Here is a 13169-nt window from a genome sequence, read left to right as displayed (position 1 = left end):
ATATGCCCATTTCAATTAACAAAAGGCTTTAACTTTAAACACGCCGCACTGGCCAGAACTGTCGGCTGCGCTAAACCGCTTGCCAGGAAAAGGCTAAGACTTAATTTTAAAATTACTGTAAACATGCACTTAACAAAACGATTCAAAGGGCTTCCCGCCTGCCTCGCCATCCTTTTATGTATTGCTTTTCAACCGATCGCCTCCGGCCAGGTCCCTGCCACACCGGCCTGGGCTAAGGAGACAGCAGCGGCTAAAGAAAAACGTATGCAATGGTGGACGAACGACCGTTTTGGCATGTTTATTCACTGGGGCCTCTACGCGCTCCCGGCGCGTCACGAGTGGGTACAAAATCGGGAACGCATCACACCACAGGATTACAAAAAGTATTTTGACAATTTCAATCCCGACTTATACGATCCTAAACAATGGGCCAAAGAGGCAAAAGCAGCCGGCATGAAATACGTTGTTTTAACATCAAAACACCACGAGGGATTTTGCCTTTGGGATAGCAAATACACCGACTATAAAGTTACCAATACCCCTTACGGAAAAGACCTGCTCAAGGATTTCGTGGACGCGTTTCGCGCCGAAGGACTAAAGATCGGCTTTTATTATTCCCTCATCGACTGGCACCATCCCGATTTTGAAATGGACGGCAGCCATCCGCCTACGCCGGTTGACAAGGCCGAAAGAGCCAAAGCCAACGAAACCCGCGATATGAAGAAATACCAGGAGTATATGAAAAACCAGGTGACCGAACTGCTTACGAAATTCGGCAAGATCGATCAGCTCTTTTTTGATTTTTCTTATAACGGAAAACAATACAAAGAATGGGATTCCGAAAACCTGCTTAAACTCGTGCGAAAGCTACAGCCTGACGTCATCGTGAACGACAGGCTCGGTTTCCCTGTCGAAGCCGGATGGGGATGGGATTACAAAACGCCCGAACAGTTTATGCCGAAGGAATGGGTAAAAGTAGGCGGGCAAAAAGTACCGTGGGAAACCTGCCAGACTTTTTCCGGATCCTGGGGTTATTATCGCGATGAATATTCGTGGAAAAGCCCTGAGCAACTGATTGTAATGCTGATAGAAACCGTAAGCAAAGGCGGCAACCTGCTCCTGAACGTCGGCCCTACCGCACGCGGCAATTTTGATGAGCGCGCTTCAGACCGCTTAGCCGCCATGGGAAAATGGATGCACTTTAACAGCCGCGCTATTTATGGTTGCACGGAAGCGCCGGACACTTACCAAAGGCCTGCCAACACGATGCTTACCTTCAATCCAACAACAAAGAGATTGTATATCCATGTAATGCAGTGGCCTTTCAAAACGCTGCTTTTAGAAGGGTATAAAGACCTTATAAAATATGCCCAGATCCTGGAAGACGCGTCGGAAGTAAAGTTTTCAACCAATACCCGCTCGGGCGGCCATACCACTGAAACTTCTGGAGCAAACGATGTGATGCTCCACCTGCCCGTGCGCAAACCCAATTCCGCCATCCCTGTTATCGAATTAATACTCAACTAATCTGTCGTTATCTTAAAATGAACCTTAAACTATTCTCCGCCGTTTTTACTTTTATTGTTACACCACTGATTTTACCGGCTCAAAACCATTGCCCGGTCATTCCACAACCACAACAGGCCACTCTCGGTAACGGACAATTCTTACTTAGTCAACGCACGGCGCTCGTGGTTTCAGATGCTTCACTAAAAAACGCAGCACTTTACCTGCAGCAACAAATGTTGCAACAACAACATATTGCCGTTGCGGTGCAGCCGGCGGCTAAATCGCTCAACAGGATCATCTTGTCGATCGATAAAGATTTTCAAAACGAAGAAGGCTATAGCCTCAGCGTGAAGCCAGATGCCATCGAGGTGTCGGCGGCCACGCCTCAGGGTGTATTTTATGGCACGATAAGCCTGCTGCAGTTGTTGGAGCAGGGAAAGCAAACAGATGAAGGCCTGTTGATGGACTGTTGGAACATTAAAGACGCGCCGCGATATGGTTGGCGCGGGTTAATGTTAGATGAATCGAGGCATTTTTTCGGGATGGAAAAGGTGAAATCGATCCTGAACTGGATGGCCTATTACAAACTCAACCGTTTTCACTGGCACCTGACGGATGAGCCCGCCTGGCGTATAGAAATAAAAAACTATCCCAAGCTGGCTTTGATAGGCGGCATCGGCACCCACACCAATCCGCAAAGCCCGGCGCAGTTTTACACCCAGCAGCAAATTGCCGAAATCGTAAACTATGCAGCTGAAAGAAATATTGTAGTTATACCTGAAATTGATATGCCGGGCCACGCCACGGCCGCCAACCGCGCCTATCCGGAATTCAGCGGCGGTGGCAGCGAAAAACATCCTGAGTTTACCTTTAATCCCGGCAAGCCGGAAACTTACACCTATCTGGCAAATATCCTTCGGGAAGTAAACGCCCTTTTTCCTTCGCGCATGATTCACCTGGGTGGCGACGAGGTAAGCTTTGGCAATCAAAAATGGCAAACCAACCCGGATATCAAAAACCTGATGGGGCAAAACAACCTCAAAAATGTTCATGAGGTAGAATCTTATTTTATGCAGCGCATGGCCGACACCGTTTATAGCCTGAACGCGAAACTGCTCGCCTGGGATGAGGTCGCTAATATGAATTTTCCTACAGAGAAAACTATTGTATTTTGGTGGCGCCACGATCAGCCGGCCCAATTGGAAAAAACGCTCAGTAAAGGCTACGAAGCCGTTATCTGCCCGCGGCTTCCTTTATACTTCGATTTTGTACAAGACAGCACCCACACGGTCGGCCGCAAATGGGGCAAGGGATTCAGCCCCATCGAAGATGTTTATCGCTTTGATATCAATACCTTACCAGGCGTGAACGCCAAAACAAAAAAGCAAGTGCTGGGTGTTCAGGCCAATGTATGGACGGAAACCATGGTTCGCCCGGATCAACTCGATTTTATGCTTTTTCCGCGGATAGCCGCACTTTCTGAGCTGGGCTGGACTTCATCCGAACGCAAAGACTACGAGGCTTTTAGCCAGATATTAAAGACGCAGTTTCCTTTATATCGAAAGGAGGCCCTTAATTTTTATAATCCCTTTAAAAATTAGCGCCGCTCCACCGTTCCCCGGTATTGCAGGCCGACCATAACAAAGGCACGTTTTTTGTCAAAACTTGTTAAAAAACTTAAACAATTAAAAATGAAACAGATACTTATAGCGCTCTTCGTAACGGTTAGCTTTTTTTCCTGCAAATCAAAATCGACGGACACTGGTGAAAAACCGCAAACTGCGAGCGATTATTATCAAAAGGTAATTGCATTGGAAGAAACGATGGCCGAACCGCTGCTGACGACTGAAGCCGCCATTAAAGCAAGAAGCGATAAAAAAGATTTTGAAGGAATTGCGCGGGCTGCGAAAGCAATGGAAGACACGGTAGACTTGCGCATTAACGCCCTTAAAAAAATGGAACCTGTTGGAAAAGGCGCCGAAGACTTTCAACTGGTTGCCACGCGCTATTTTGAATATATCAAAGGCATCTACACCACTTACAAAAAAATCGGCGAAGCTAAAAACGAAGAAGAAAGGATGAAAGCAGCAGATGAAATGGCCAATACCATTAACGGACAGGAGGCTGTAATGGCCAACCTGCAAACTGCGCAAGCTAAATTTGCGGCCGATAACCAATTCACCATCAGTCAATAATAAAAAATATATGTTCTTGAAAAAATTTTCCGCTTTTCGTAAATAGGGTCGATGGGTTCGGGTCTAACTTCGCTGATCTTTCATATTTTAACCATCAGCGATGATCAGAAGGGGGACCAATCCACCTAAAAAAAAGGGGCGGCGTAGTTTATTTTACCGCATATCCGCCTGGCTGCATTTGTGGCTGGGCCTGATTACCGGTCTTATTGTGGTGATCGTATGCCTCTGCGCCTGTATTTGGGTTTTCAATGAGGAAATCACTGCCCTGATGGAACCCGAAACACAAATCGCTAAAAAGAATCAGCCCGTTATTCTTCCATCGAGATTAATCAGCATCGCCGATTCGCTTTATCCTGACAAAAAACCAGGCTACGCCATCTATAAACAGGGTTCCGCCGTTTTACTTTCTCTCGGCCAGGGACGTGTCGGAAACACGGTATTAAAAATAAATCCTTACACCGGCCAGGTCATAAAAACAGTTGAACACGAAGCAGGCGAAACAGATTTTTTTAGATTCATTCTAAATGGTCATCGCTTTTTGTGGCTCCCGGCTGAGATCGGGCGCCCGATTGTAAATTATAGCACGTTAATATTTGTCATCATTCTCATCAGCGGCATAGTGTTATGGTGGCCCAAAAAATGGACAAAAGCTGCTAAAAAGCAGGCCTTTACAATTAAAACCAAAGCTTCTTTTAAGCGGGTTAATTATGATTTGCACAATGTACTGGGGTTTTATGCTTTGCTGGTTTTAGCGATTATGGCGCTAACGGGAATGGTTTATGGCATCAAATGGTATAGCAAAGGATTATACTGGGTGACGTCCGGCGGCGAAATATTGCCCGATTTCAAAAGGGCCAGTTCCGACTCAACACAAGTGGGCAGGTTTTATTCGCCTGTCGCTATCATGGATAAATGCTGGAAAGCAGTAGCGGCGGCCCATCCCGAAGCTGAAGGTTTTTATTACAATTTTGCCGACCCCAGCTTACCGGCAAGTTCGATCAATATGACGATTTATCCGACTGCGGGTAAGTATTATAACACGCGCAGCTTTGCTTTCGATCAGCATACCGGTGAAAGGCTGACGGGTACCAATCCTGTGTATGACAAAAGTTTTGAAAATGCGTCCGGCGCTGCCAAATTGCGCCGCATGAATTACGATATACACGTGGGTTCCATTTTGGGCCTGCCCGGTAAAATCCTTGCTTTTTTTGGCGCGCTTATCGGCGCCAGCCTGCCCGTGACCGGATTTTTGCTTTGGCTGGGCAAACGCAGGAAAAAGAAAAAACCCGTTGCTTCATCGGCTATCCGGCAGCAGGCGGTCGTTCCCCAAATAAAAACCGTAGCACCCGTTTTGGCCGATCAGGATTAATCCCCGATTTTACTTTCGATTACAGGTTCTTCGTACAGCGCATTTGCCGCCTGGCTTTCCTTTGTCCGATGCATAGTAAAAATTCCCGATTGCGATATTTTATTTCCGCATCTCGTAAATGATGTCGGTGTTGCGACATTTAATTTCGCGCCAAATTTTAATGTTATGAAACTGTTGTTTTTGATTGCCCTTAGTTTACTGGGCAGTGTTGTATTTGCGGCGAATGAGCCCCTATCCGTAATTAAAGGAACTGTCTACAGCTCCGACAACCAGCCGGTTGCAAATGCTACCGTTCATGTGAAAAACACCAATCGCACGACGATCACCGATAAAAACGGCGCCTTTTCTTTTCGCAAACTTGATGAAGGCTCCTATACCATTGTTGTTTCTTTCGTAGGAGCCGAGCCTGTGGAGCAAACAGTTGAAGTGGGCCATAATGAAACGGCTGACATCAACATTATCGTCAACTTATCGCTTAAAGACCTGGAGGAAGTGATTATTAAAGGCACGAGAAATAAATATAAGAATGAGGAAGTGAGCAGCAGCCTTCGTTTGCAAACCCCCATCCTCGAACTGCCGCAAAATATCCAGGTTATTTCTTCGCAAATCATGGCTGACCAGCAGGTATTTGATATTGTGGATGGCATTACCAGAAATATCAGCGGCGCCACACGCCAGGGCCATTGGGATAACCAATATGCGAATATCCGTATGCGCGGCTCTAAGATCCCGGCTTTTAGAAACGGCATGAACATCGAAGCTTCCTGGGGGCCGACCGCAGAAGACGCGGCCATGATTGAAAGGATTGAATTTGTAAAAGGGCCGGCTGGCTTTATGCTCGCTAATGGCGAACCGGGCGGATTTTACAATGTAGTTACCAAAAAGCCTACGGGCTACACCAAAGGCTCTGCTACTTTCAGTGCCGGCAGCTTTAGCACCTATCGCGGCGCACTTGATTTTGATGGTAAACTAAGCAGTGACGGTCGCTTACTGTATCGCCTGAACCTTGCGGCGCAACAAAAAGATTTTCACACTAAATACAATTACAGCAACCGTTACATGGTAGCGCCGGTATTGAGCTATTTGATCGATGACGCCACCACGCTGACGCTGGAATACACTTACCAGGGTTCTAAATATTTGTCGAACGGTAACTATTCATTTTCACCCAAACAGTTTGCAGATCCCGGAATAGGAAATGACTTTTTTTATGGCGACCCCACTTTTGAGCCGGGCCGTATCAGAGATCACAGCGTTTACGCCTATCTCGATCATCAGATCAACAGCAGATGGAAAGCTCACGCCCAGATCGCCTATTTTAATTTCAACATGGAAGCCAACAGTACCTGGCTGAACTACATGAGAGCCAATGGCGATATGCCCAGATACTGGAGCATTTCGGGCGAACAGGGAGAGAACAGGTTTGGCCAGTTTTCTTTCTCAGGTGAGGAAAGGACCGGCGGCATCAGGCATCGCATTTTGATGGGCGCCGATTTTGGTAATAAAAAATTCTGGGGCGACTTCCGAACCATCCTGGATTCTATTCCGGCGGCGCCATTGAACGTTTATAACCCCGTGTATGGATTACCGGGCGCTATCTTCCCTGTTTTAGACCGGTCACAGGACATTCGCGTATTAGCAGGCGGCAGCAACTATGTTTCTGTTGTATCTTATGCATCTGCCTATGCGCAGGACGAACTGGCCTTTTTCGATGACCAGTTGCGCTTGTCGTTGGGGCTTCGCTTCACATCTGCAGAAACAGTAGGCAAAACAAAAGCAGCACAAATCAACAGCAATGTTTTCTCGCCAAGGGTGGGACTGAGTTATTCGATCACAAAAGATATGGCCGCTTATGCACTCTACGACCAGTCTTTCGTGCCCGTAGCCGGAACTAACTGGCAGGGCGAAGCTTTCGAACCGATTCGCGGTAACGACATTGAGGCTGGTTTGAAAAAAGACTGGTTCAACGGGCATTGGACTTCTTCGATCAGCGCTTATATCATCACACGCAAAAACGCGCTGGTAGCGGATCCGGATCCGGATCACGTAGTCGGCGGACAAACCTTCCAGGCCCAATTAGGAGAAACAAAAACAAAAGGTATTGAAGTGGACATCACCGGCGAAGTATTGCCCGGCCTGAACTTAAACGCCAACTATGCGCTGACTGATTCAAAAATCTCTGAAGATTCAAGGGCAGAAAACATCGGTAATGTAACACCGAATACAGCCAAGCATACTGCCAACGGGTGGCTCAATTATCGCGTTCAGAAAGGTGCGTTCGAAGGTTTTGGCCTGATGGGCGGCGTTTCTGCACTGATCGATCGTCATATATCCACCACCAAAGAGCCAAATTTTCCTAACTACTTCCGGGCAGATGGTGGATTGAGCTATCAAAAAGGCCGCTACTCTATCTCCATGTTGGTGAATAATCTGCTTAATCATCAGCGATTACTTACCGCCGGTTCCATCAGCAACCCGTCGAATGCGCTGAAAGCAAAAGGCGCTGTGACCTATTATTCTTATATCGTTGAACCGAGAAGAAATATGAGAATTGGCATTACTTACAGGTTTTAAAACAATCGAAAAATTCTAACAAAAAAAGGAGGCGATCAACGCCTCTTTTTTTATTCCCCGATCCGAACACTTTCCAGATCAAAACCGGGGCTGGTTACATATTTTCCTTTATCGGTGATCATCAGGCATTCATAATCCGGGAATTGCCGCAGCAGCTGTAAACCTTTTTTTGCACCCATCACCATTAAAGATGTACTTAAAGCGTTAGCCGTTTCGGCGCCCGGCCCTGTTACGGTGACGCTTGTTAAACCAGTGGCCGGATAACCGGTAGCCGGATTGATAATATGCGCATAGCGTTTACCATTGATCACTGCATACTTTTCATAGCTGCCTGAAGTAGTAACAGCGCCGTCGAGCGGGATGGCGGCCACCAGTGCGCCATTTTCAAAAGGGTCATTGATACCAATACGCCAGGGCGCTCCATCGGGGCGGCTGCCCCAGGCCTGAATGTCGCCCGTGGCATTGATAATACCGCTGTTGATTCCTTTCGACAACATCAGGGCGCGACAACGATCAGCGGCGTAGCCCTCTCCCAGCGCGCCAAAGCCGATTTTCATCCCTTTTTTCCGGAGAAAAACAGTAGACTTTTCCTTATCGATCAGAATATCTTTATACCCAACATAGCGCCGGGCCCTTTTTACATCCGCCCGCGCAGGCATCTGCGTCATGGTTCCATCAAATTTCCATATCCTTTCCATCGCCGCAAAGCTGATGTCAAAGGCTCCCTCGGTAAGCCGGGAAATAGCGATGGCGCGCTCCGTTAGCTCCAGCACTTCTTTATCTACCCTCACCGGCCTGATACCCGCCAGTTTGTTAATCAGCGAAACCTGGGTGGTTGGCTTCCAGTCGGATATCAAATATTCAATGCGCGTAATTTCAGCAATAACGGTATCGATCATCCTTTCCGCCGTTAATGAATCCGGCGCCACAATGGTGATATCGAAGCGCCCGCCCATCAGCAATGCGTCTCTTGTGCGCATTACCTGGGAAGAAGCCATATTGGCTCCTAGTATCATTATAATTAGTATATAAAATCGCATCTGCTGCTAATAACAATCGGTTAAAATTCTTTCGCTTTCCATCAGTTGTTCGCAAGATCCTGCGCCGGCTTCCCTGCTTATGGTTTCAAGAACCTTCAAAACATCGTTTTGCATGGACAAGGATCCGCAAATCATGATCACCGCGCCGTTTTGTAGGGCCTGCACTACGCCTGATTTGTGCGTTAGCAGGCGGTGGCTTACATATTCCTGCTCTTCTTCACGAGATAAAACAAGATGCAATTTACGAAGTCGTTCTTTGTTCATCTGTTCATCTAAAAAAGCCTGGTATAGGGCGAATGATGAACGGCGGCGAAAACCGCAGTAAAGATCGATGGGTATTTTCTTTTTATTTTCAGCGATCATGCCCAAAAACGGCGCGATGCCGGTGCCGTTTGAGATCATTATAATTTGTCTCGCTTTTTTGGGGAAACGAAAATGTTGATTTTTCAAAAACCTGCCCCGTATTTTTTCGCCTGTTTGCAACCGGTGCAAAAATGTAGACCCCAGGCCATGTTCGTGGAGTTTTATACTTAGTTGTATTTCGTTATTGACTTTTCCCACCGAATACAATCTTTCCCGGTGATCGTCCTTGGGGTATATCGCCAGCAAATCGCCCGAAACAACCTGCTTTAGCTGCCGCGCCTTTAAGCGGATCATAAAAGTCTGCTCTTCATTGACCGCCGTTTTACCTGATACAGACAAGTTTGTCAGGCCTATCGGCGCTTCCAGCAATTCGCGCGGCATCAAAACCTGGAAGCCGGTTTGCCGCGTCCAGGCGGTTAACCAGTCGCTGAAATCCTGGGGCGATTTTTCGTTTACCGTGAAAATCGGCAACAGTTCCTTGGCGCCTGCTTGTTCAAGCAACTTTTGTACGTCGTAAGCAAACTTGCAGTAATGCGTATAACTGCGTGAGCCAAAGCCGACGATCGACCAGGCAGCCTGCTGCGGCAGCGGAATTGTTGCAAGCTTTTCAGCAAATTTCTTAGCGTTGGAAGGCGGATCGCCCTGGCCGTAAGTGCTGGTAAATACGATCACATGCCCGGCCTGCGGAAAAGGCTGGTATTTACTTAAATCGGTAATAAACACCTTAACGCCGTGTTTAACCAATTGCTTATAAACCGCGTCGGCAAACTTAAAAGTCGAACCGCTTTCTGAACCAGCGAGGAGCACCACCCGCGCATCCCTGGCTTTAAACCTGTTTCGAACCAGCGAGCGCCTTCGCTTTAGCGTGATCGTAAATCCTGAATAGATAAAAAATAAAATATACGCAGCGGTGAAGGCCATTATGATCGCCCAGATGCTGCCGGAACGCCCGGTATGCCAGCGCAGGCTGAAGCTGGCCAATTGATAGGAAGTAGTATATTCAGTTTGAGCCAACACTGTTCCCGTAAATTGATTGACACAGACTTCCTTATCTTTTAGTTGCAGAAAAAAATAATCCTCGGGAAAATCGGAAAAGGGGAATTGCAATTTCTCTACTTCCGCCAGCCGCGTTTGCCGGAACAAAGGAAACGCATCGGCGGAGATCATCGGCTCTTCCTGAATATTTTCTTCATCGATCAGGGCCATTGCTTTTTGGGGCGGCGGCACAAACCGATAAACTGCGATATAGGTGCCGGTAAGGGCGATGGCCAAAATAAAGAAAAGCGACAGCCGGCCCCAAAATACATGGTAGTATTGTGCAAATCCTGATTGCTCAATATTTGAGAAAAAATGCTTCCAACCATTTTGACGTTGCACCACCAAAAAAACACCCGAGACGGCGATAAGGATCAGCAAAAAAGAAGTTACGCCCACCACAATGCGGCCCGTTTCTTTCATAAACAAGGAGCGATGTAGTGTTGTCATCCATAAGAAAAGCGGCCGTTTTTCGCGCGGTGTGCCCAATATTTTTCCTGTGGCCGCATTGACATAAACCTGTTGGTCGCCGCCTTCAGCTGCGGCATATTTTACCATCACAAAATCATTATCATCGATAATAATTTCCTGGATGCCGGGATATTGTTCTTTAAGCACCGGCACCACGTGTGCCACGGACAATGTGTCGAAACCGTCGGTATGGAAGCGCTGCGCCTTGTCCATCACCGGCTCAAAAGCCAGCACGATGCCGGTTACCGAAGCTACTATTAATAATAAACAAGAAGATATAGCCAGTGTGAGGTGGCTATATCTCCAAATTGAAAGAATCATTATTGCTTAAGAAAATAGATGTTATTTACCGCTAAACCTTACATACCTTATATACCCTTTCCCATCTGTTTTAGCCGCCAGCGCCGCTGTTGTAAGCGGCAGCTCCACATCTTTTGAATGATATTTTTGCTCTTCCACCGCAGTCTCAAAACGCAAAGTATAACCGGCGTTGACCTTCTTTTTATCGATGGTCAAAGTAATCATGGCGCGGTCGCCCCCACCCACCGAAGCTCCGGTAACGGCGCTTATTTTCTCTTTGGCTTTGCCCTGAAACTTATACCATTCTTTTAAAGTATTAAACCATTGTTTATCGGGGCCGAGTACGGAAAGTGTTCTTTCATATTGCCCCTTGGGATTGATCAAAGAAACAATAACATACGCTTTTTCCCCCTGGTAGCTGTTCATTTGAATCATGCATTTATAAGAAGCTGTTTGCGCAAAAGCACTTCCGGTAATTAATGACAGAAAAACAGCAACGAAAAATTGTTTGAACATTATGTTTGTTTTTTACGCTTTATTTCAGAAAGTCGATTGAAGTATTATTATTTTTCAAAAACGTGTTCTCTTTTGCCAGGTCATAAGCTGTTTCGTCAAATTCTGTTTTGAGGTCTTTTTTCGCACCCAGTGCAATAAGCGCTTTAAGCATCTGGTCATCTTTTGCGATCAAAGCTGCTTTGTGCAGCGCCGTAGCGCCTGCTGCGTCTTGCGCGTTAATATCTGCACCTAACGATCCTGCTTTTTTAATAAGCGCCGCGCTTTCTTTCGCTACCGCTAAATGAAATAATGAACCTCCATCTCCCTGAGGAGCCGTTATATTGAGCCCATTTTGCTTCAACATGGTTAGCTTTTCTGTAAAGTCATCACCCTGCGAGGCTGCCTGGCTGCCTCCCATCGGGCCGCCCGGCCGACCTTCTCTAAAGGAATTGAACCAGTGGTAGGCCAGGTTATGGCCGTCTTTATCCATTACGTTGATATCCGCTCCTCGTTTAATTAATAAATCAACCACTTCTGCCGAACTGTTAGCAACGGCTCTCGTGAGGGCAGACTCGCCCTTATCGTTCACTGCATTAATATCTGTGGTTTTTGCCAGCAGGGCGGTGATAACTGTAGCATCTCTTCCGCTGGCCGCATTGATCAAAACGGTGTTTCCTTCATTATCTTTTTTATTCAAGTCGACTCCTTTTGCCAGAAAATAATCAATGATCTCTTTGTTGGGACGACGAACCAGTACATGCAAAACCGTGGCTCCATCCTTAGGGTTGACCGCTTTCGGATCAAGCTTTAAAGTTTCCACCAGGTACTTGTAGAAATCCAACCCGTTTTGAGACATCCTTGATCCCTGGGTAGCAAAGAAAAGAGCGCGGTTAGTGGGTTTGATGCCTTTGGCCATCAATTTTTCCATTACTGCTTTGTTGCCCACCTTGGCGGCATAATCTACCACGGTGCTGCCATACTCGTCTTTGTCGTTATATGACAAACCTTTGGTAACAAAATAATCAGAAATAACCAGGTCATTATCCCGAGACACAGCCTGCATCAGGAGCGTGGCGCCATCTTCATATCTTTTCTTCGGATCAACGCCAGCTTTAAACAAAGCTTCATAAACGCCTTTATCGGGGTTAGCGTTGGACGCAGCGTTTGAAATGACGCTGGAACCGTGGCTATCGTTCAGATGCACATCCGAACCCTTTTCAATCAAATAAGTTACCAATGCCGCATTGCCGCGGGCGGCAGCCCAATGCAGATAGGAAGCGCTATGGTGTGTTTTTTTCGTTACGCTATTCCCTTCCTGTTCTACCATAAATTTGATGGTTTCGAGAGGCGCTCCGTTCAAAATAGCTCTTGCAGTGGGGTCCCAGGAAGCGGCATCCGGCTGGGAAGGGCTATTGCCTTTCGCGATCTCTGCTTTAACCTGATCGACCGTAGGCGCGGTTTTCCAAAAGTCCGCACTCATCAGCGTGTTGGCTGACTGGCCCTGCGAGCGACCGCCGCCAGGCTGGGCGTAGGAGAAAATGGCTATGAGCATAAAGGCGCTCAAGAATATTTTTTTCATATTGATTTTTTCAATGTTTTATACAAACTTGTCTAAGATGTCATTCAAACCGCTAAGGTAAAAATTCTGATCAGCGAGCTGGTTACGCAAAACGGAAATTTTTATACGCAAAACGAAAAATTTCGTGTTGAACTTGCCGTGTGATGCCTTTTTGATGAATTGACAAGGTCATAGATCGACAGGCTGCTAATGAAAAGTAATGTGACTATATAATTATTAATACGCTATAAGTTTCTCAT

Annotated in this window: 9 protein-coding genes; 5 read left to right on the top strand and 4 right to left on the bottom strand. The window is 46.8% G+C overall.

Annotated features, from left to right (window positions below; genetic code table 11):
- Nucleotides 1-123: 123 nt before the first annotated feature.
- The 5 genes from ABDK00_RS00995 (at nt 124) to ABDK00_RS00975 (ending at nt 7647) form a co-directional block, all read left to right on the top strand.
- Nucleotides 124-1527, top strand: coding sequence for an alpha-L-fucosidase (locus ABDK00_RS00995; protein ID WP_346237641.1), 1404 nt, complete (start codon nt 124-126; stop codon nt 1525-1527).
- A 17-nt stretch (nt 1528-1544) separates the two neighbouring features.
- Nucleotides 1545-3110, top strand: coding sequence for a beta-N-acetylhexosaminidase (locus ABDK00_RS00990; RefSeq protein ID WP_346237640.1), 1566 nt, complete (start codon nt 1545-1547; stop codon nt 3108-3110).
- Nucleotides 3111-3200: 90 nt separating this feature from the next.
- The gene (locus ABDK00_RS00985) at nt 3201-3704 is read left to right on the top strand and encodes a hypothetical protein (RefSeq protein WP_346237639.1); all 504 of its coding nucleotides are present in this window, start codon (nt 3201-3203) and stop codon (nt 3702-3704) included.
- A 100-nt stretch (nt 3705-3804) separates the two neighbouring features.
- Entirely contained in the window at nt 3805-5073 is a 1269-nt protein-coding gene (locus ABDK00_RS00980; protein WP_346237638.1) for a PepSY-associated TM helix domain-containing protein, read from the top strand.
- A gap of 165 nt (nt 5074-5238) precedes the next feature.
- Complete coding sequence (locus ABDK00_RS00975; protein ID WP_346237637.1) at nt 5239-7647, top strand: TonB-dependent receptor; 2409 nt, start codon at nt 5239-5241, stop codon at nt 7645-7647.
- A gap of 50 nt (nt 7648-7697) precedes the next feature.
- On the opposite strand, the gene ABDK00_RS00970 is transcribed toward ABDK00_RS00975, so the two are convergent.
- Genes ABDK00_RS00970 through ABDK00_RS00955 form a run of 4 tightly spaced genes read right to left on the bottom strand, consistent with a single transcriptional unit; the run spans nt 7698 to nt 12930 of the window.
- The gene (locus ABDK00_RS00970) at nt 7698-8663 is read right to left on the bottom strand and encodes an FAD:protein FMN transferase (protein WP_346237636.1); all 966 of its coding nucleotides are present in this window, start codon (nt 8661-8663) and stop codon (nt 7698-7700) included.
- Between the two features lie 30 nt (nt 8664-8693).
- A complete protein-coding gene (locus ABDK00_RS00965; protein WP_346237635.1) occupies nt 8694-10877 on the bottom strand; it encodes a PepSY domain-containing protein in 2184 nt (727 codons plus the stop codon).
- Between the two features lie 21 nt (nt 10878-10898).
- On the bottom strand, nt 10899-11372 hold the full coding sequence (locus tag ABDK00_RS00960) for a DUF2271 domain-containing protein (protein WP_346237634.1): 474 nt from the start codon (nt 11370-11372) through the stop codon (nt 10899-10901).
- A gap of 19 nt (nt 11373-11391) precedes the next feature.
- Nucleotides 11392-12930 (bottom strand): ankyrin repeat domain-containing protein, encoded by a 1539-nt coding sequence (locus ABDK00_RS00955; RefSeq protein ID WP_346237633.1) that lies wholly within the window; start codon nt 12928-12930, stop codon nt 11392-11394.
- Nucleotides 12931-13169: the final 239 nt, after the last annotated feature.

The organism is Niabella insulisoli (genome assembly GCF_039652435.2).
Taxonomy (GTDB): Bacteria; Bacteroidota; Bacteroidia; order Chitinophagales; family Chitinophagaceae; genus Niabella; species Niabella insulamsoli.
The sequence above is the reverse complement of the archived record's forward strand: the minus strand, read 5'-3'. Positions and strand labels throughout refer to the sequence as shown.